Below are 18,910 nucleotides of genomic sequence, written 5' to 3' on the forward strand. Positions count from 1 at the left end.
CGCACCTTTGGAGAGTAATCCTGAAGAAGCAAGGATTCTATTCAATTATGCTCGTACCTCCAACGACCAATGGCTACCTGATCGAGAAGTATGACCGGCCCGTGCCGCGCTATACCAGCTATCCGACGGTGCCCTACTGGCAAAAAACGCCCCCGACGCAGGGGGAATGGTTGGCCGCCGTCAATCAGCGTATGGAGGAAAGCCAGGACATCAGCCTGTATATCCACCTTCCCTTTTGCGAAAAACTCTGTACCTATTGCGGTTGTAATAAACGCATTACGATTAATCACGGTGTAGAGGCTCCCTACGTGAACGCCGTGCTGGCGGAATGGAAGTTATACGTCGAGGCGATGAACCATCGTCCCCGCATCAAGGAGCTTCACCTTGGCGGGGGTACGCCCACCTTCTTCAGCCCGGAAGAACTGGGGCGCCTCATTGACGGAATCTTTGTTCACGCCGATCGGGCGGATAAATTCGACTACAGTTTCGAGGCCCACCCCTCCAGCACGAGCAGGGAGCACCTTCAGGCCCTGGCCGACCGCGGATTCGACCGACTGAGCATCGGGGTTCAGGATTTCAACCAGGCCATTCTTCAGCTCATCAACCGCGATCAGACGCATCAGCAGGTACTCGATACGGCGGATTACGCCCGGGCGACCGGCTACAAGTCGGTGAATTTTGACATCATTTACGGGTTGCCCACCCAGACGCGCGAAGACATCATCAACACCGTGCAACGGATCGATGAGCTCCGCCCGGAGCGGATCGCTTTTTACAGCTACGCTCACGTGCCCTGGGTTAGTCCTGGACAGCGGGCCTACGACGAAACGGATCTTCCTCGCGGTCTGGAGAAACGAGCGCTCTACGAGCTCGGTAAGGAAATGCTGACCGACATCGGCTACCAGGATATTGGCCTTGACCATTTTGCGTTGCCCGAAGACGATTTGTATCAGGCCAGCGAGGCGGGCGAATTACACCGCAACTTCATGGGCTATACGGCACTACCCACCAAGATGACCATCGCGCTGGGTTGTTCCTCCATTGGAGACAGCTGGGATATGTACGTCCAGAACGAAAAGAAGGTGGAAGACTACCAGAAAGCCGTCTTCGTAGAAAAGCGGCTACCCATCATCAAGGGGCACCAGCTGACGGAAGAAGACCAGGTTGTACGGCAGCATATCCTTAACCTGATGTGTCAGCACGCCACCGAGTGGAGGGCAGAACATCTACGGGCTTCGGCCCTGGAGCGGGCCGTTCCACTGTGGAACGACATGGCCGCCGATGGACTCTTACGGCGATCGCCCTACCGCATCGAAGTCCGTGAGGAAGGGATGCCCTTCCTGCGGAATATTTGCCTGCCCCTGGACGACTACTTTTGGAATCGTCGTCCGGAAGCCCCCACCTTTAGTCAGTCAGTGTAATGGGACAGGATACGGCCAGCCCCAACGATATCGTCCGGGCCCTTGAAGTGGACACCGTTTCGGATTCCTCCGCCACGGTAAAAGACAAGTCTGCCTGCCGTCACTGCGGCGATCCCTGTCCGACGCCTCCAATCAGCAGAGGAGAAGATAACTTCTGTTGTGTGGGGTGCGCTACGGTATTTGACTTGTTGCAGGCCAACGGATTGGGCGATTTCTACCAACTCGATGAGGCGGCCGGCCGCTCCCAGCAAAAACGGGGAGACGCCAATTACGACTGGCTCGACGTCGAAGAACTTGCCACCCCCTTCGTGCAGTACCGGGACAATCAGCAGACCCGGGTGGCGCTTGAGTTACCCCAGATACACTGTACTTCCTGCGTCTGGTTGCTGGAGCGGTTGCCCCGGCTGGCCGAAGGCGTGCACGCCGTTACGGTTAACTTCAGCCGGAGAACCGCCACCATCGTGTTCCGCCAGGATACCATTTCCTTCCGGGAGCTGGCCGAGTGGCTGGCCCGCATTGGTTATCCCCCCGTATTCCACGAGCGCGATCAGGGCGACGCCCGCAAGCCCCGGAACCGCAGACTTATTTATCAGATTGGACTGGCGGGATTCACCTTCGGTAACGTGATGTTGCTGAGCTTCCCCGAATACCTCGGACTGGGTATTGACCTGGAGGGAGGAACCTTCGCGCGGGCGTTTGGCTACCTGAACCTGGCGCTCAGTGTGCCCCTGTTATTGTATAGTGGACAGGACTACCTGCGGTCGGCCTGGTCCGGCCTGCGGGCCGGAATGCTCACCATCGACGTGCCGATCTCGGTGGGCTTGTTGGCCCTGTTCGGCCGTTCCACCTACGAAGTTCTGACGCATACCGGAGCGGGATACTTCGACAGCCTGGCCGGTTTACTCTTCTTTCTGTTGGTCGGCCGCTGGTTTCAGGACCGCACCTTCGATCGGTTGTCCTTTGACCGGGACTATCGCCACTACTTCCCCATCGCCGCGAACCGCTATGATGCGACCGGGGCCCAGACGGAGCCCATCGCCCTGGCGGACATTAAGGCGGGAGACTGGCTACTGGTCCGACCCGGAGAGTTGATTCCCGCCGACGGTAAACTGCTCAACGACGCCAAAGAGGGAATTGACTACAGCTTCGTCACGGGAGAAGCCGAACCCCAGCCCCGGGAAGCCGGTGACCAGATTTATGCCGGTGGCCGGGCCGTAGCCACGGCCCTGGACCTGCTGGTAGAAAAACCCGTCGATGACAGCTACTTACTGCAGCTATGGCGACAGGAGGCCCGGGAAGATGCCGTGCGCAACCGAAACCTGACGGATCGGATCAGTCAGACCTTCACCCTGGTGGTGCTGTCCATCGCCCTGCTCACTTTCCTGTTTTGGTGGCCTACGGACGCGGGAAGGGCCCTGAATGCCGCTACGGCCGTGTTGATCATTGCCTGTCCCTGTGCCCTGGCGCTGGCCATCCCGTTTACGTACGGATCGCTGATTCGCCAGTTGGGTAAGCACGGACTGTACCTGCGCAGCGTTGCGGTGGTGGAAGCCCTGCACGGCATAACGGATTACGTACTGGACAAAACCGGAACGCTGACCGAGCCCGGACTGGGCGCCCCCGCCGCCGAGGAACCGTCCCTGGACCCGCTAACCGCCGCGGTGGTGCTGGCGATGGTGCGGCAGTCGAATCACCCCAAGAGCGCGGCCCTCGGCCGATTATTGGCGGCGGACGGTGTCCGCCCGCTGGCCACCGGGACGGTGGAAGAAATTGCGGGTAAGGGGTTGCGGCTTGACCATCAGGGAATCGAGTACCGGGTGGGAAGCGCCAGTTTCTGCGGCCAGCCCCAGCACGAAAACCATAGTGTTTACGTCACCGCTGACGGAGAGCTGAAGGCAGCCTTCAGCCGGGAATTACCCCGTTTGCGGGAGGGTGCCCTGCAGCTTCTCGATAGCATTGATCACCGGAGCCTGCACCTGCTCTCCGGGGACGAGCCACATACCGGGGAGTTCTGGATGACCTATTTTGACGACTCCCGGATGCACTTCCGGCAAAGCCCCTTTGATAAGCAGCGCTACATCAAGCAACTGCAGGGTGATGGCCAGCGGGTTCTCATGTTGGGCGACGGCCTCAATGATGCGGGGGCACTGCGCACCGCGGAAGTCGGGGTGGCAGTTAGCGAGGATATGGCGGGGTTCTCCCCGGCCTGCGACGGCATTCTGTCCTCCGACGCCCTGCCGAAGCTGCCGGAAATGCTGCGGAGCATCAAGCGCGCAAAGATGGTGCTTTACGTGGCCTACGCGCTGGCTTTCCTCTACAACGTCGTTGGCCTGAGCTTCGCGGTACGGGGGCTGCTGTCTCCGGTGGTGGCCGCCATTCTCATGCCCCTCAGCTCCATTTCTATCGTGGTGGTCGGCATCGCCGGGACGAATCTGGTTGCTCGCCGCTGATCTTCATCAGGGCGATCACCGCAGGTGCCGGGCCTCCCCGTTAAAGCAGTAATGATCACCGTGACGGATCGATGAATGAGGTGCCGCCTCTTTACTGCTGGCTAGCCGGATATTCTCTTGTTCTCTCCGGAATTTGCTTCGTGCAAGACGGCAGTTCTATGCTCTCATCCGACCAGCGTGTACGGCCTGTTGCTTACGGATGGATTCTTCAATTTTCGGAGGATCGTTCAAGCTTTGTTGGTGCTTAATTTAAATGTGTAATGTGTTGAAAAATAGGAATTTGTTGACCTTCGTCGGGCCCTTGATGCATAAATGACATAGATCACTATTGGCCTTGATTCGGGTCATGAAAATCGCTTAGGGTGCACGCTACCTTGCGGCACATAAAAGCACAGCGATGAAAGTAATTCTGCTACTGATTGGTCTTAGCCTCGTGGTTGCCCTCATTTTCCTGGCAGCCTTTTTTTGGGCGGTCGATGACGGTCAGTACGAAGACGAAGTAACGCCTTCCATCCGGATGCTTTTTGATGAATCACCCTCCACCTCTTCTAAATCCTCGTCTAATGACTAAGACGGCTACCAAAACGGACGCCCTTGGACTTGAGCATTTCAAGTACGACAACGACATCGTCCGGAAATTTGCCTACGCAACGGCATTTTGGGGTTTGATCGGCATGACGGTAGGTCTTCTTGCTGCCCTGCAGATGATCTGGCCGGCCCTCAACTTTACCCCCGAGACCACCTTCGGTCGTGTTCGCCCCCTTCACACTAATGCTGCCATTTTTGCCTTCGTGGGCAACGGCATCTACATGGGGGTTTATTACTCCCTTCAGCGCCTGATGAAGGCCCGGATGTGGAGTGACTTATTGAGCACCCTGCACTTCTACGGCTGGCAGATCATCATTCTGGCGGCGGCCCTTACTCTTCCGCTGGGCATCAGCACGGGTAAGGAATACGCCGAGCTGGAATGGCCCATTGACATCGGGATCGCGCTGGTCTGGATTTTCTTCGGCATCAATATGTTCATGACCATCATGAAGCGCCGGGAACGCCACCTCTACGTCGCCGTGTGGTTCTACATTGCTACCTGGATTACCGTTACGGTACTTCACGTGGGTAATAGTCTGGAACTGCCCGCCACGCTGTGGAAGTCCTACCCGCTGTTTGCCGGGGTACAGGATGCGCTGGTGCAGTGGTGGTACGGGCATAATGCGGTGGCTTTCTTCCTGACCACCCCTTACCTGGGCCTGATGTATTACTTCCTGCCCAAGGCCGCCAACCGCCCGGTATACAGTTACCGCCTTTCCATCATCCACTTCTGGGCCCTGATCTTCATCTACATCTGGGCCGGTCCTCACCACTTGCTGTACACCAGTCTCCCCGACTGGGCGCAGTCTCTGGGTATGGTCTTTAGTTTGATGCTCATCGCCCCGAGCTGGGGTGGGATGCTGAACGGTCTGCTGACCCTGCGGGGTGCCTGGGACCGGGTGCGGGAAGACCCCGTGCTGAAAATGATGGTAGTGGCCGTCACGGCCTACGGGATGGCCACGCTCGAAGGGCCCCTGCTGTCCATCAAGTCCGTCAACGCCATCAGCCACTACACGGACTGGACCGTGGGCCACGTACACATCGGTACGCTGGGCTGGAACGGTATGCTGACTTTCGGTATCCTCTACTGGTTGTTCCCCCGTCTCTTTGACACCAAATTGTACAGCAAGAAGCTGGCGAACGTCCACTTCTGGATTGCGACCCTGGGGATGCTCTTCTACGCCATTCCCCTGTACTGGGCGGGCTGGACGCAGAGCTCCATGTGGAAGCAATTCCTGCCCGAAGGGATGCTGCAGTACGGTAACTTCCTGGAAACGGTTACGGCGATCCTGCCGATGTACATGATGCGGGCCTTCGGTGGTGCCATCTACCTGGCCGGGGTCATCCTGATGATCTACAACCTCATCAAAACCGTCAAACAGGGTAACTTCATCGGCGATGAAGACGCCTCTGCACCGCCGCTGCAGGGTGCCGTGGAAGCCCACAAAGGGGAGCACTGGCACCGCTGGATTGAGCGCCGTCCGGTGCAGCTGTTAATTGGTTCGGCGGTAGTCGTCCTGATTGGGGGCATGGTAGAAATCTTTCCCATGGTTATGGTGGAGGATAACGTTCCGAAAATCGAATCCGTCCGCCCCTACACCGCCCTGGAACTCAACGGCCGGGACCTCTACATCAAAGAGGGATGTAATACCTGCCACAGCCAGATGATCCGACCCTTCCGCTCGGAGACGGAGCGCTACGGCGAGTACTCCAAGTCCGGAGAATTCATTTACGATCGTCCCCACCTCTGGGGCAGTAAGCGTACTGGTCCGGACCTGCACCGGGTCGGACAGAAATACCCCGATAGCTGGCACTATAACCACATGATGGACCCCCGGATCACTTCGCCGGGCAGCATCATGCCTCCCTACGCCTGGATGCTGGAAAAGGATCTGGACACGCGTTACACGCCCGCCAAGATCCGGACCCTGATGACGCTGGGCACGCCCTATCCGGACGATTATCCGGAAACGGCCGCCGAGGACATGCAGCGGCAGGCCAAGGAAATCGCCGATCGCCTCCGGGCGCAGGGCGTCGAAGAGCCGGCCGAAGGCCGCCTGGAAGACAAGCAGATCATTGCCATGATCGCTTACCTCCAGCGCCTGGGTACCGACATCAAAACCACGGTAGGAGAGCCTACCAAAAAATAATGGCCAGTCCCGCACCGGAGCGCTCGTAGTTCCGGTGCGGGCCCAAAAAATATCATCATGGCAAAGTATCTGCTCGTGGGAGAAAATATTAACTGGATGGCCATTATGGCACTGGTGACTTTCTTCCTCATTTTTTCCCTCACCCTCATTATGGTTTTTGGTCGTAAGGCAAAGCAGTACGACCACGTGTCCAGCCTCCCGCTGGACGATAAGCCTGAACTCCCAAAAGAATAGTCGTCATGAACAGTACCAAAATTCGTAAAGCGGGCGGCTTTATCCTACTCCTGACTACTTCGGTTACGGCCGTGGCTCAGGAAGCTACCGAAGCCGCCGTGACCGCCCCCACGGGGGGCGCCCTCGGGCTTGATCGTTTCTCGTCCATGGAATTGTTGCTGCTCGGTCTCATTGGCACGATTCTCCTGCTGGGAGCCGCCAGCATCATCAAGCTGAGCTTCTCCCTGCTGGAGATGCAAAAGCTACGGGTACTGGAGAAATACTCCCCCGAACAACTGCAGGAAATTGGCGTCGCCAATGTGGTCAGCACCGAACCCTGGTGGAAGGAAATGTACAAGAAGTGGACCAACGTTGTCCCCGTGGAAAAGGAGCAGGACATTATGCTCGACCACGACTACGACGGTATCCACGAATTAGACAACAGCCTACCTCCCTGGTGGCTGGCCATTTTCTACGTCACTACTGCCTTTGCGGTCTTTTACATCGGTTACCAGCACTTTTCCGATTACGGAACGTCCAGCCAGGAAGCCTACGTTATGGAAATGGAGGAAGCCGAAGCTTCGGTCAAGGCCTTCCTGGCCACCCAGGCCAACGCCGTGGATGAAACCAACGTCGTGATGCTTGACGACCCGGAAGCCATTGGTCGGGGAGAAATGACCTACATCGCCAAATGTGCCGTCTGTCACGGCCAACTCGGGGAAGGAGGTATCGGCCCTAACCTGACGGACCAGTACTGGCTGCACGGTGGATCGATCGCCGACGTCTTCAAGACCGTGAAGTATGGCGTACCCGAAAAGGGCATGGTACCCTGGAAGAATGATTTGCGCCCCGCGCAAATCCAGGAGGTCGCCAGCTTCATCAAGACCCTGGTGGGCACCAACCCACCTAACCCTAAGGAAGCACAGGGAGAGATCTACGTGGATGATCCCGCGGAAACGACCGAGGAGCCCAGTGAAGAAAGCCTCTCCATGAACGAGTAGTTTCAGACTTAACACCGCGGTTGTTCCGGGCCGCCAACTAAACCACCTATCGCTTATCTGCACTCACGGTGGCCCGGACAACCACTTTTCCCTGATCAATCAAATAACTACACCCATGCAAGCTGTCGGTGACGAAAAAGGGACTTATCGCGACTCCATCGCGACCGTCGGTGACGACGGGAAACGACAATGGATTTACCCCAAGAAACCCAACGGCCGGTTTTACCGCTGGCGCACCTGGGTGAGTTGGGGACTGTTGGCCATCCTGTTTGGCTTACCCTTCATCAAAATGGGCGGCGAGCCCCTGGTACTCCTCAATGTCCTGGAGCGCCGCTTTATTCTCTTCGGACTGCACTTCACTCCCCAGGACTTCCACCTCTTTGCGATCCTGATGATAACCGCAGTGGTGTTCATCATCCTGTTTACCGTCATCTGGGGCCGCCTTTTTTGCGGCTGGGTTTGTCCCCAGACCATCTTCATGGAGATGGTTTTTCGCAAGGTAGAATACTGGATTGAGGGAGACGCCAACGCTCAGCGCCGCCTGAATAAAGCGCCCTGGAACGCGGAAAAAATTCTCAAGAAGGGAGGGAAGCAACTGATCTTCATCCTCATCTCCGCCCTCATCGCCCACACCTTTTGGTCTTACCTGATCGGCGTGGAGCGCGTACAGGAAATCGTTACCGGCGGTCCTCGCGAAAACTTTGGCCTGTTTACCGCCATCGTTGCCTTCATCGGGGTATTCTACTTCGTGTTCAGTTACATGCGGGAGCAGGTCTGCATTGCTGTGTGTCCGTACGGGCGGCTGCAGGGAGTCTTGCTGGACAACAACAGTGTAGCGGTCATGTACGATTGGGTGCGGGGAGAGCCCCGCGGGAAACTCAAGCGGCAAAAAAAGAAAAAGCCGGCAGCGACTCCGAAGAAGGAAAAAGAGTGCAGCAATTGTGCCAACTGCCGGGACGGAAAGGACGGCTGCCACGATGATGTGCTGAACAAAATGGCGAGTGCATTGACGCAGCTTGAAGGCACGGCCGCTCCCAAAGCCACGGCACCTGCGGCCACGCCCATGAAAGTTGCTGCGAACCAGGAGATCATGACCCTGGAAGAACCCAAGCCGCTGGGCGACTGTATCGACTGCAATCTCTGCGTGCAGGTTTGTCCTACGGGAATTGATATCCGTAACGGTACGCAGCTGGAGTGTATCAACTGCACGGCCTGTATCGACGCCTGTGACGAGGTGATGGACAAAATCAAGCGCCCCCGCGGCCTGATCCGTTACGACAGTCATACCGGAGTGGAGCAAAAGGAAACCAAACTCTGGTCTCCGCGGGTGATGGCCTACAGCGCCGTACTGGTTGCCCTGATTGGACTGAATATCTTCCTGCTTACCGGCCGCGAAGCCGTGGATGCCGTCCTGCTGAGGACTCCGGGGCTGCTCTATCAGAAAAACGAAGACGGCACCCTGAATAACCTGTACACCTTCCAGTTGCTGAACAAAACGACGGGGGATTTACCCATTGAGTTCCGACTGCAGGATCGCCCTGATGGCCGGGTACGACTCGTCGGTGAACCGCCAATCGCCAAACCACAGCAGGTACTGGAAGGGGCCCTGTTCATTGATCTGCCACCCACCAAAGGAGCGGGGGCAAAAGTAAAGGTAAGGGTCGAAGTATGGTCCGGTGACGAAAAGCTGGACGTGCTGAAAACCAACTTCATTCAACCCATAAATTAATTCGCCATGAAATTCAATTGGGGACACGGCATTTTCCTCTTCTACAGCCTCTTCGCACTCTCCCTGATCATCGTGGTGATCAAGAGCACGGAGTTTGACAACAGTCTCGTCGCCGAAGACTATTACGCCAAGGACATCACTTATCAGCGGATGATTGACCGCAAGGCCAACAGTCGGGCCCTGGAAAATCCGGTTGAGTTGCGACGGATGGAAGGGGGCTTCAACCTGATTTTTCCGCAGGCGGACCTGGCGGGCCCCGTATCGGGGACGGCCCATTTCTACCGTCCCAGCAGCAGTGACTTTGACAAGATGGTGCAGCTGAAGACCAGTGAAGCCGGAAGCATGTATCTGGCCTCCGATGACCTGGCGGCGGGTTTCTACCGACTCAAGGTAGAGTGGAACGCCGGGGGCAAGGAGTTTTTCGATGAATTCACGATGCAACTACGCCCCTAGATTATGTTACTCTGGACTGCCTTTCTGTTGGGACTAGTCGGTAGCCTGCACTGCGTGGGGATGTGTGGTCCGTTAATGCTGGCCTTGCCCTCTCCGGACGGTGCGCTTACCCGCGCGAGCCGGCTGATGTTGTATCAGGGCGGACGGATCACCAGCTATATGGTGCTCGGTTTCCTGCTGGGGTGGCTGGGGTGGGGAGCCAAACTGTGGAACGCCCAGGGAATCCTGGCCTGGGTATCCGGTATCTTACTGGTGGGCTTCGCCGTCCTGCGGGTGGACCCCGGAAACTGGCTCCAGCGACTGCCCGCCTTCGCCCGGTTTCAACTTTTTCTGCGCAGCGGTTTTGCGCGTCTTTTTCAACGGGGTGGAGGCGTTAACCATTACGGCGTAGGAGCGCTGAACGGCCTTCTGCCCTGTGGGTTGGTCTACGTCGCGGTCATTGCCGCGGCCAATGCCGGCAACCCGCTACTCGGAGCCGCCTACATGGGAGTCTTCGGCCTGGGCACCAGCCCCCTGCTGGTAGCTAGCGTATGGCTAGGGAAGGGAGCACTGAAAAAATTTGGGCTGCGCCTGCCATCCTGGGCTCCGCTCATCGTGGCGGCCGTAGGCGTATTGTTGATCTGGCGGGCCGGACAGGTACAACTTCCCGCAGATTTCGACTTCTTTCAGGCCACCAACTTTGCCCCCATGTGCCATTAATTGACCTTTGCCGCACGAAATATGTGTTCCCACCGTGCATATCCTTGGTCGGGAAGGCCTATATTCCCGCCGAATTGAAAACTACCGGCAAGCATGCCCAACAGGCAATCCCAGAATTCTCTTGATGATTACAAACGTCTTCAGGCCCTTTTTGAGATGGCTACGGACGGTATCATCACCATCAATAATCGCGGGGTAATTGAGTCCATCAACCGGGCCGGTTGCAAGCTTTTCGGGTATGCTGCGGAGGAGGTCCGGGGAAAAAAGGTCAACATTTTAATGAACGACCACGATCGGACTCATCATGACCAGTACCTGGATCGCTACGAAAGAACCCATGACCCGCACATCATCGGTATTGGCCGGGAGGTAGTAGGACGGAGGAAAGACGGTACGTTGTTTCCCCTGCGCCTGGCCGTGAGCGAGGTAGTGCTGGAAGACGAAACGGTCATCTATACGGGAATACTGCACGATATTTCGGCCATTCGGGAAGCCCAGCGCAAGGTGGAGCAACTCAATGCCGAACTGGAAGAGAAGGTAGAAGCCCGTACCGCCGCACTCCGGTTGCGGGAGCAACAGCTCCGGGAAGCCCTCGGCAAGGAGAAAGAACTCAACGAATTGAAGAGTCGCTTTCTGAGCATGGCCTCCCACGAATTTAAAACGCCCCTCAGCACGGTGCTGAGCTCAATTGAGCTCATTGAAATGTATACCGAAGGGGAACAACAACCGAAGCGGGAAAAACACACCGAGCGGATCAAAAAAGCGGTCAGCCAACTGACCGATGTGCTAAACGATTTTCTCTCCCTCTCTAAACTGGAACAGGGTAAAGTAGACGTAAGCCTGAAACAGGTGAACGTGCGGGCCATCGTGGCTTCCAGCATCGAGGCCGCCGAAGGGCAATTCCGACCCGGTCAGGAGGTCATGCTGAAAATTGACGAACAGCCGGCACAGATCGAATCGGACAGTAAGTTACTGAAGCATATTCTCATCAACCTTATCTCTAACGCGGCCAAATACTCCGATAACCATAAGACCATTACCATCGGTGGTGGTCTGGATGGAGATGCTTACCAGATTTCCATACGGGATGAGGGGATCGGCATTCCGCCCGAAGATCAGGTCCATCTTTTTGACCGCTTCTTTCGGGCCCGCAACGTAGAGAACGTGAAGGGAACGGGACTGGGACTTAATATTGTGAAGCACTACGTGGAATTATTGGGAGGCTCCGTGACTTTTTCCAGTGACCTGGGATCCGGTACCACCTTCTACGTGCACTTGCCCTATCAAAAAAGCTGAACATGGAAAAACAAACCTCCATACTCATCATCGAGGATAATCCCGAGGTGCGGGAAAATTTGTCGGAAATCCTGGAACTTTATGGATATGACATTCGGGAAGCACCGAACGGAATGGAAGGCGTAAAGGCCGCCAAGGCCGCTCCGCCGGACATCATTCTTTGCGACGTCATGATGCCCGAACTCGACGGCTATGGGGTGTTGGATATCCTGGCCGGTGACCCGACCACGGCGGGAATTCCCTTCGTGTTCATTACCGCGCGCACCGAAAAGGAAGATATTCGTCGGGGCATGAACCTTGGGGCTGATGATTACATCACCAAACCCTTTTACAAGGATGAACTGCTGGCCGTAATCAAAACCAGACTCAAGAAAGCCCAGTTGCGGGGCGCTGCGGCGGGACCGAAGAAAACCTTGCTGGACCCCGACGGCGGTCTGAAAAGGCTTTACGAGGTATTTGCCGAGGAAGGCCGGGTGCAATCATTCGTCCAGCGGGAGCGGATTGTGCACGCCGGAGAATTACCCCGCTTCCTGTTCCTCATTGAAAAAGGGCACGTTCACCTCCGGCGGTCTCATGAATACGGAAAGGATTACATCCTTAAAGAACTGGGGCCGGAGGAATTCCTGGGACTCCCCTCCCTGGTGGAACAAAGCGTCTACCCCTACGATGCCCTGGTGGCCGCCAAGGAGTGTACGTGCCGGATGCTCGCCGCAGAGCGCTGCCGTAGTCTGATCGGGGAAGATCCCGACGTGGCGGCGGCCATCACCCGCCTACTGGCCGGCCGTGTCCTGGAGAACGAGGACCACCTCGTTCATCAGGCATACGACAGCGTCCGCCGCCGGACCGCGCTGGTCTTATGTGATCTGCAGGTTCGCCACGAAGGGGAGCCCATCGTCATGCCTCGGGAAGACCTTGCTCAAATGGTGGGCACCACCAAGGAAAGCGTTATTCGGGCACTGTCCGATTTTAAGCGGGAAGGCCTGGTGGGAATTCAGGGCAGCAAGATTGAAGTGCTGGAGCTGAAAGCCCTGCGCGAATTATTGGTGTAGGTGCCGGACTAGCCCTTAATTGGGTAACTCCTCCACTACCTCCGGACTGCCGAACAGGGCCAGTAGTTCCCAGAGAGCGGTACTGACCTCGCTGGAGGCCTCCTGGGCGCTACACTGGTCTCCTTCCTCCAGCTTGCCGACGAAGAAATTTATCTGTCGCTCCAGCTCGGCGTGGGCCGTAGCAAAGGCGTCGTGGTCAAAGTTGGAGGAATTGTAGAGCAGTGGGTCGGGAGAGTATTTTTTGACGGCACGCCACTCAATGCGGGCCTTTTTGGCCCACCAGGTAAATTCTCCCCATTCCATCAGGCAGAGCATCTGGTCGTTCACGATGGTCTCCACTTCCTGCCAGGTACTGATGAAGTCGTAGAGCCGTCCGACGTGGAGCTCCTGAAAAGCTGCGGGGTCCGCAGCGTAGAGCTCATAAGTAGCCCGGTCCAGCAGCACCTTCGCCCCCTCGAGGTCGCCATTCAGGATACTGGAGCGCACGTCTCCGTAGGCAACTTCCGCCTTGTCCAGGTGATAGCGCAACTCTTCCCGGGCCCTTTCTCCCATCGGGCGATACCACTGCCCGCGGAGGTGCTCAAGTTGTTTGTCAAAATTGGCCATCGATACCTTGGCGGCGGCCGTGTCGCCGGCATGAAGATCGCTCATCAGGTCAACGTACAATTGCTCCGCGACGCGCCCCTGTACCAGTTGCTCCTGCGTACAGTGAGTAAAGGGTAGGGTGAGCAGCAGGCAGGGCAGCAATAATTTTTTCAGTGGATGCATGGCCAATTAATTTATCGGATGAGGAATGGGGCAAAGGAGCGGATGATGAAATAGATTATTTGGCACCACGGTGCAGGTGCAACGATATTCCGTACGGCCAGGGAGACCGGGAAATTTCCCGGGTTAATAATCTACCCAGGCATCGGCCTCCGTGTGTAGTACGAGTAACGGTCGTTTGGTCGTAAGGGCAAGATCCTGCGTCAGGCTCCGGTGTACGAGCGCTCCCCAGCGGGATCTGCGGCGGTTCACGATGATCAACAAATCCGCCTCCCGTTCTTCGGCGTAATCCTCCAGCCCCGAGGCAATATTGTTGTCCTCTACGTTAGCAATTTCGTAGGCAAACTTTGGTGCGGGTTTGCCGTCGATGAGCTGCTCCATCAATCGCCAGGGAACAAAATTGATGGTCTTGGCCTCCGTTGGGGTGACGATGTGCACGAAGTGCATGGAGGCTCCGAAGAGCTCGGCCCATGACGATAACTGATCGAGGACCAACGGCTGGGCCGTTTCGAAGTTATTGGCCACCACCATGCGGTTATACGGAGTGTACTGAACCCTGGGCGGAATGAGCAACACCGGTTTGATACAGGATTCAGACACGGTCGCTGCCGTCGACCCCAGCCACTTGGCTACGGGGCCATTGTGGCTGTGGGTGGCCATCACTACCAGGTCATATTCCTTACTTGCCGCCATTTTGTTAATGGCCGCCGAAGGGGTAAGCGAAATCCCCGTCGTGTAGGATACGGTGACGTCTTCCGGTATTTCAAACCAATCGTAGGCGGGCGCCAGTGGGTTGGGCTGAGAAAACTCCTGCAGGCGGCGGTGAACACTCCCCTGAATGGACCCATCGCCGGTAATGATCAGCGGTTTGCCGGGGGTGATGGAGCCTCCGTAATAATGGACCAGGTCTACGTCCAGTCCCAACTGGTCCGCCAGGTGCAGGGCATAAACGTATGCATTCTTTGAGGAGTAGGAGAAATCTACGGGGACTAATATTTTGGACATGACCTACGCTTTTGATTGATGGCTAAGTTCCTGGTATTGAAGAAGTAGGCAGTTGCGAAAAATCAATCTCATCCATGATCGTAATCAATTCAGTGGGAGGCGCCAGGAACGAAGTTTGTTGTACCCCAGCAATCCGTAAGGGGGTAATCACCAAGCCAACCAAATCATGCGAAATATTAAATCCATCCTCGTTCCTACGGACTTTACCGATGTGGCTTCCAATGCCTACACCTTTGCGCTGCGCCTGGCCGATAAACTGGGGGCGGGCATCGATTTACTGCACTGCGTGCCCCCGGCAACGGCTTCCGTAGAAGCCTTTTCCTTCCAGCCCACTTTTCTGAGTGATCTGATCGATACTTCTCAGAAAAATATGGAGCAGTTTGCCAAAATGGGGCTTACCGCAGTCGCCAGTCAGCTGGAGTTGATGCCCCCGGTAGACCACGACGTGAAGGTGGGAGACCTGAACGCCATCCTGCGCGACACCGTCGAGGAAAATAACTACGACCTGATCGTGATCGGTACCCACGGAGGCCACGGCTTCTGGGATGAATTACTCGGGACGAATACCACGAGCCTGCTGCGCAACGCTCCCTGTCCGCTCCTGATTATTCCCAAATCGGCCACCTTCGCAACCATCGAACGGGTCTGCTACGCCACCGACCTGCGGCAAATGGATGCCTTTGAGGCTGGCCGCCTAATTCGCTCGCTGTTCCCCTTCAAGCCACACCTGCATTTTGTCCACGTGGATGCGGTGGAGGAAAAACCCGGCAAGTACGACCTGGAACTGGTACGGGAAATTTTCGACAAACCCGAATCCGGATTCTCGGCCACCTTTACGGAACTCAAACGGGAAAAGGTCACCGAGGCGGTCCTGGAATATGCCGACGAAGAGGACTGCCAGATGATCGTCATGACCCGGCCGGACTACTCCTTCTTTGACGAGTTGTTCCACAAGAGTCATACCCGCGAGGCTGCCATGGCCGCTACCCGACCGCTGCTGATCCTCGGAAGCGGAGACCTGGAATAGGGTAAAGAATAATGTGTTGTTCATTGGTTGATGGCCAGGGTAGAAATGCTTGTGGCCATTAACTATTTCACCGGGGAAATCTATTGTCGCCACTTCACCAGCTCCTCGTAGACCAGATCAACGGGTAGCCCCATCACGTTCGGGTAGGTGCCGTCAATGCGGTGAATTTTGGCCAGGCCAATCCATTCCTGGATGCCGTAGGCACCCGCTTTGTCATACGGTTGGCAGTGGTCAACGTACCACTCCAGTTCTTCCGTTGTCGCCGCCCGCATGTATACATCACTCCGGCCGGAGAAAACCCGTTCTTTTTCGCCATTTTTCAGGCAGCATCCGGTGACGACCGTATGCATGCGCCCGGCAATTGTATGCAGGGTCTCCAGTGCATGGGCCCGATCCCGGGGTTTGCCATAAATTTCACCGTCCACAATCACCACGCTGTCGGCCGTCAGTAAAACCTCTTCGGAAGAGTGTAGTAGGTGTTGGGCGGCCCGGGCTTTCAGCCGGGCCAGGTAGGGGGCTACCTCCAGGGCCGGCAGGTCTTCCGGATAGACCTCTTCAACCTCGGTGGTGCGAACGGTAAACGGGATGCCAGCCTGCTCCAGGAGGTAGCTGCGACGGGGAGACTTGCTGGCCAGAATCAGGGAAAGGGTAGGGGGGATAATCATGCCGCAAAAGTAAGACGCTAAAGAAAGAATAGCTTTCCTCCTATCCGCAACGTTTCCACCTTGTCGAGTGTTTGTACCTTTACGCGCATTGGTGCTTGCACCACCCCCCCACGTTAACTAAAGGATCGATATACTGATGCCCAATATCCCCGAAGCGGACAACTTTATCGAAGAGTTTATCGTCGAAGACCTGAAGAACGGTAAACATAACGGAAGAATCCACACCCGCTTCCCCCCGGAACCTAATGGCTATTTGCACATCGGCCACGCCAAGGCCATTGTGATTAACTTTGAGATCGCCAAAAAATACGGAGGGAAGACCAACCTCCGGATGGATGATACCAATCCCACCACCGAAGAAACCCACTTCGTCACCAACATCGAAAACGATATTCGTTGGTTGGGCTATGAATGGGAAGGGGATACGCTTTACGCTTCCGATTATTTCGCAACCCTATACGAGTACGGGCTTCGCCTAATTGATAAGGGACTCGCCTACGTGGATGACTCGACCCCCGACGAAATTGAAGCCCAAAAGGGAGACATCGGGATTCCGGGGACCAACAGCCCCTACCGGGACCGGAGTATTGAAGAAAACCGGGACCTCTTTACCCGGATGAAGGACGGAGAATTCCCGGACGGCAGTAAGGTGCTGCGGGCCAAAATCGACATGGCCCACCCTAACCTGCTGCTGCGTGATCCCGTGCTCTACCGCATCAAGCACGAGGATCACCACCGCACGGGTGATCAGTGGTGCATTTACCCACTATACGACTTCGCCCACGGACAGTCTGATTCCGTCGAAGGCATCACACATTCGCTCTGCTCCCTGGAGTTCCGTCACCACCGTGACCTGTACAACTGGCTGATCGAAGCACTGGAAATATTTCCCAGCCGCCAGATCGAGTTTGCGCGCATGAACGTCGATTACCTCATTACTTCGAAGCGGCGCCTCAAGAAGCTGGTGGAGGAAGGCATCGTCAGTGGTTGGGACGACCCCCGCATGGGAACCCTGGCCGGTATGCGTCGCCGCGGATACCCATCGCTGGCCATCCGGAACTTCTGTATGCGTACGGGGGTGACGAAACGGGAAAACCAGCAGGAGTTCGGGTTCCTCGAACATTGCGTGCGGGAAGTACTCAACGAGTCCGCCAACCGATACATGGCGGTCCTGAATCCCGTGAAACTGGTCATTACCAATTACCCCGAAGGACAGACCGAAACCTTCGTCACGGACAATAACCCCGAGGACGAAAGTCAGGGAACGCGCGAGCTTCCCTTCAGTCGGGAAATCTGGGTGGAGCGGGAAGACTTCCGCAAAGAACCCCAGAACCGAAAGTACTTTCGGTTGGCTCCGGGAAAGGACGTACGGCTGAAGTCGGCCTACATCATTCACGTAGACGGGCACGAAGAAGATGAAGACGGGAACGTCACGCAGATCAACTGTACTTACTACCCAAACAGTCGCTCCGGCGAGGATACCTCCGGCGTCAAAGCCAAGGGGACCATTCACTGGGTATCCGTGGATACTGCGATCGATGTGGAAGTTCGCCAGTACGAAAACCTGTTTACGGATCCCACGCCCATGGACCACGAGGGAAAGGATTTCCTGGAGTTCATTAACCCCAACAGCCTGACGGTCATCGAGGCCAAGGGCGAACCGGCGCTGGCAAAAGCCGAAGCGGGCCAGACCTTCCAGTTTCTGAGAAAGGGATACTTTACCGTAGACCCCGACTCCACGGAAGAAAAAATGGTTTTCAACTCTACCGTAGGACTCAAGTCCAGCTGGAAGGGGTAGCTGCCTGACATCCAGAAACAAAAAGGGCCTGAGGAGTAAATTTCTCAGGCCTTTTTTCTTTTCCGGTCTCCTTATCCCCCGGACTTCTTGGTGTTTCGGTAACCCATTTCCTGCAGTAGGTTCACGACCTTATCCCGCTTGTTACCTTGGATGATGATTTCCCCATCCTTCACCGAGCCCCCCACGCCGCAACGGGTTTTCAGGGTTTTACCCAGTTGCTTGAGCACCTCTTCGTCCCCCTCGAACCCGCGCACAATGGTAGCTTCTTTGCCACCCCGTTGTTTCCGATCGAGAAAAACGCGTAACACCTGGCGGCTACGGTCATCATCATCTTTTTCTGTGGGCTCCTCTTCTGCCGGGGGCAGGTCCGGGCCTCCGGGAAGCTGCCCACTCAGACCACTGAGGGCCGCAAAGGGGTTGTCACTTCCCCCATCATTCCCCGTGGAGAAGTCGAAACCAGATCCCCTGTTTTTTTTCTTTTTGGCCATACTGCTGTCTTTTTGGACGCTTAGAGCTTGTTTGAATTTTGGTCGTCTGGCCGAATTTGAGCATTTTTTGGTGGTAGCAAGGTGGGAACCACGAAGTAGCCGCGAAGCGAAAT

The 18,910-nt window shown here is 56.3% G+C and carries 17 protein-coding genes; 13 read left to right on the forward strand and 4 right to left on the reverse strand.

Annotated elements, in window-relative coordinates; translation table 11 throughout:
- The first annotated feature begins 47 nt into the window (after nt 1–47).
- From hemN to E1J53_RS12755, 11 genes are all read left to right on the forward strand, one after another.
- Nucleotides 48–1,421: an oxygen-independent coproporphyrinogen III oxidase gene (gene hemN, locus E1J53_RS12705; RefSeq protein WP_134270804.1), complete on the forward strand. Its 1,374-nt coding sequence runs from the start codon at nt 48–50 to the stop codon at nt 1,419–1,421.
- A complete protein-coding gene (locus tag E1J53_RS12710) occupies nt 1,421–3,871 on the forward strand; it encodes a heavy metal translocating P-type ATPase metal-binding domain-containing protein (protein ID WP_134270803.1) in 2,451 nt (816 codons plus the stop codon). The genes hemN and E1J53_RS12710 overlap by 1 nt, the downstream gene beginning before the upstream one ends.
- A 397-nt stretch (nt 3,872–4,268) precedes the next feature.
- Nucleotides 4,269–4,442 (forward strand): cbb3-type cytochrome oxidase assembly protein CcoS, encoded by a 174-nt coding sequence (ccoS, locus tag E1J53_RS12715; RefSeq protein WP_134270802.1) that lies wholly within the window; start codon nt 4,269–4,271, stop codon nt 4,440–4,442.
- Nucleotides 4,435–6,609 carry a cytochrome-c oxidase, cbb3-type subunit I gene (ccoN, locus tag E1J53_RS12720; RefSeq protein WP_134270801.1) on the forward strand — a complete coding sequence of 725 codons (2,175 nt, stop codon included), beginning with the start codon at nt 4,435–4,437 and terminating at the stop codon, nt 6,607–6,609. The genes ccoS and ccoN overlap by 8 nt, the downstream gene beginning before the upstream one ends.
- A 57-nt stretch (nt 6,610–6,666) precedes the next feature.
- Nucleotides 6,667–6,843, forward strand: coding sequence for a cbb3-type cytochrome c oxidase subunit 3 (locus E1J53_RS12725; protein WP_134270800.1), 177 nt, complete (start codon nt 6,667–6,669; stop codon nt 6,841–6,843).
- 5 nt (nt 6,844–6,848) lie between these two features.
- A complete protein-coding gene (locus tag E1J53_RS12730) occupies nt 6,849–7,823 on the forward strand; it encodes a cbb3-type cytochrome c oxidase N-terminal domain-containing protein (RefSeq protein ID WP_134270799.1) in 975 nt (324 codons plus the stop codon).
- A 115-nt stretch (nt 7,824–7,938) separates the two neighbouring features.
- Nucleotides 7,939–9,552, forward strand: a complete 1,614-nt coding sequence (locus tag E1J53_RS12735) for a 4Fe-4S dicluster domain-containing protein (RefSeq protein WP_134270798.1) — start codon at nt 7,939–7,941, stop codon at nt 9,550–9,552.
- Between the two features lie 6 nt (nt 9,553–9,558).
- Entirely contained in the window at nt 9,559–10,005 is a 447-nt protein-coding gene (locus tag E1J53_RS12740; protein WP_134270797.1) for a FixH family protein, read from the forward strand.
- A 3-nt stretch (nt 10,006–10,008) separates the two neighbouring features.
- Nucleotides 10,009–10,704, forward strand: coding sequence for a sulfite exporter TauE/SafE family protein (locus tag E1J53_RS12745; protein ID WP_134270796.1), 696 nt, complete (start codon nt 10,009–10,011; stop codon nt 10,702–10,704).
- A 93-nt stretch (nt 10,705–10,797) separates the two neighbouring features.
- Complete coding sequence (locus E1J53_RS12750; protein WP_134270795.1) at nt 10,798–12,000, forward strand: PAS domain-containing sensor histidine kinase; 1,203 nt, start codon at nt 10,798–10,800, stop codon at nt 11,998–12,000.
- Between the two features lie 2 nt (nt 12,001–12,002).
- Nucleotides 12,003–13,049, forward strand: coding sequence for a response regulator (locus E1J53_RS12755; protein ID WP_134270794.1), 1,047 nt, complete (start codon nt 12,003–12,005; stop codon nt 13,047–13,049).
- 15 nt (nt 13,050–13,064) lie between these two features.
- Here E1J53_RS12755 and E1J53_RS12760 read toward each other — a convergent pair whose 3' ends face one another.
- Both E1J53_RS12760 and E1J53_RS12765 read right to left on the reverse strand, forming a co-directional pair.
- Nucleotides 13,065–13,817, reverse strand: coding sequence for a hypothetical protein (locus tag E1J53_RS12760; protein ID WP_134270793.1), 753 nt, complete (start codon nt 13,815–13,817; stop codon nt 13,065–13,067).
- A gap of 123 nt (nt 13,818–13,940) precedes the next feature.
- Entirely contained in the window at nt 13,941–14,819 is an 879-nt protein-coding gene (locus E1J53_RS12765) for a universal stress protein (RefSeq protein WP_134270792.1), read from the reverse strand.
- A gap of 166 nt (nt 14,820–14,985) precedes the next feature.
- Here E1J53_RS12765 and E1J53_RS12770 point away from each other — a divergent pair, with 166 nt between their 5' ends.
- Nucleotides 14,986–15,846 (forward strand): universal stress protein, encoded by an 861-nt coding sequence (locus E1J53_RS12770; RefSeq protein WP_134270791.1) that lies wholly within the window; start codon nt 14,986–14,988, stop codon nt 15,844–15,846.
- Nucleotides 15,847–15,926: 80 nt separating this feature from the next.
- On the opposite strand, the gene E1J53_RS12775 is transcribed toward E1J53_RS12770, so the two are convergent.
- Complete coding sequence (locus tag E1J53_RS12775) at nt 15,927–16,511, reverse strand: Maf family nucleotide pyrophosphatase (RefSeq protein WP_134270790.1); 585 nt, start codon at nt 16,509–16,511, stop codon at nt 15,927–15,929.
- A gap of 136 nt (nt 16,512–16,647) precedes the next feature.
- Here E1J53_RS12775 and E1J53_RS12780 point away from each other — a divergent pair, with 136 nt between their 5' ends.
- A complete protein-coding gene (locus tag E1J53_RS12780) occupies nt 16,648–18,309 on the forward strand; it encodes a glutamine--tRNA ligase/YqeY domain fusion protein (protein ID WP_134270789.1) in 1,662 nt (553 codons plus the stop codon).
- A 71-nt stretch (nt 18,310–18,380) separates the two neighbouring features.
- Here E1J53_RS12780 and E1J53_RS12785 read toward each other — a convergent pair whose 3' ends face one another.
- Nucleotides 18,381–18,797: a translation initiation factor gene (locus E1J53_RS12785; RefSeq protein WP_134270788.1), complete on the reverse strand. Its 417-nt coding sequence runs from the start codon at nt 18,795–18,797 to the stop codon at nt 18,381–18,383.
- Nucleotides 18,798–18,910 lie beyond the last annotated feature (113 nt).

Source organism: Lewinella sp. W8, from assembly GCF_004375085.3.
Classification (GTDB): Bacteria; Bacteroidota; Bacteroidia; order Chitinophagales; family Saprospiraceae; genus Neolewinella.

Bases quoted from the DNA above. Each gene is read 5' to 3' on its own strand.
- hemN (WP_134270804.1), top strand. From the start codon at position 48: ATGCTCGTACCTCCAACGACCAATGGCTACCTGATCGAGAAGTATGAC.
- E1J53_RS12710 (WP_134270803.1), top strand. From the start codon at position 1,421: ATGGGACAGGATACGGCCAGCCCCAACGATATCGTCCGGGCCCTTGAA.
- ccoS (WP_134270802.1), top strand. From the start codon at position 4,269: ATGAAAGTAATTCTGCTACTGATTGGTCTTAGCCTCGTGGTTGCCCTC.
- ccoN (WP_134270801.1), top strand. From the start codon at position 4,435: ATGACTAAGACGGCTACCAAAACGGACGCCCTTGGACTTGAGCATTTC.
- E1J53_RS12725 (WP_134270800.1), top strand. From the start codon at position 6,667: ATGGCAAAGTATCTGCTCGTGGGAGAAAATATTAACTGGATGGCCATT.
- E1J53_RS12730 (WP_134270799.1), top strand. From the start codon at position 6,849: ATGAACAGTACCAAAATTCGTAAAGCGGGCGGCTTTATCCTACTCCTG.
- E1J53_RS12735 (WP_134270798.1), top strand. From the start codon at position 7,939: ATGCAAGCTGTCGGTGACGAAAAAGGGACTTATCGCGACTCCATCGCG.
- E1J53_RS12740 (WP_134270797.1), top strand. From the start codon at position 9,559: ATGAAATTCAATTGGGGACACGGCATTTTCCTCTTCTACAGCCTCTTC.
- E1J53_RS12745 (WP_134270796.1), top strand. From the start codon at position 10,009: ATGTTACTCTGGACTGCCTTTCTGTTGGGACTAGTCGGTAGCCTGCAC.
- E1J53_RS12750 (WP_134270795.1), top strand. From the start codon at position 10,798: ATGCCCAACAGGCAATCCCAGAATTCTCTTGATGATTACAAACGTCTT.
- E1J53_RS12755 (WP_134270794.1), top strand. From the start codon at position 12,003: ATGGAAAAACAAACCTCCATACTCATCATCGAGGATAATCCCGAGGTG.
- E1J53_RS12760 (WP_134270793.1), bottom strand. From the start codon at position 13,817: ATGCATCCACTGAAAAAATTATTGCTGCCCTGCCTGCTGCTCACCCTA.
- E1J53_RS12765 (WP_134270792.1), bottom strand. From the start codon at position 14,819: ATGTCCAAAATATTAGTCCCCGTAGATTTCTCCTACTCCTCAAAGAAT.
- E1J53_RS12770 (WP_134270791.1), top strand. From the start codon at position 14,986: ATGCGAAATATTAAATCCATCCTCGTTCCTACGGACTTTACCGATGTG.
- E1J53_RS12775 (WP_134270790.1), bottom strand. From the start codon at position 16,511: ATGATTATCCCCCCTACCCTTTCCCTGATTCTGGCCAGCAAGTCTCCC.
- E1J53_RS12780 (WP_134270789.1), top strand. From the start codon at position 16,648: ATGCCCAATATCCCCGAAGCGGACAACTTTATCGAAGAGTTTATCGTC.
- E1J53_RS12785 (WP_134270788.1), bottom strand. From the start codon at position 18,797: ATGGCCAAAAAGAAAAAAAACAGGGGATCTGGTTTCGACTTCTCCACG.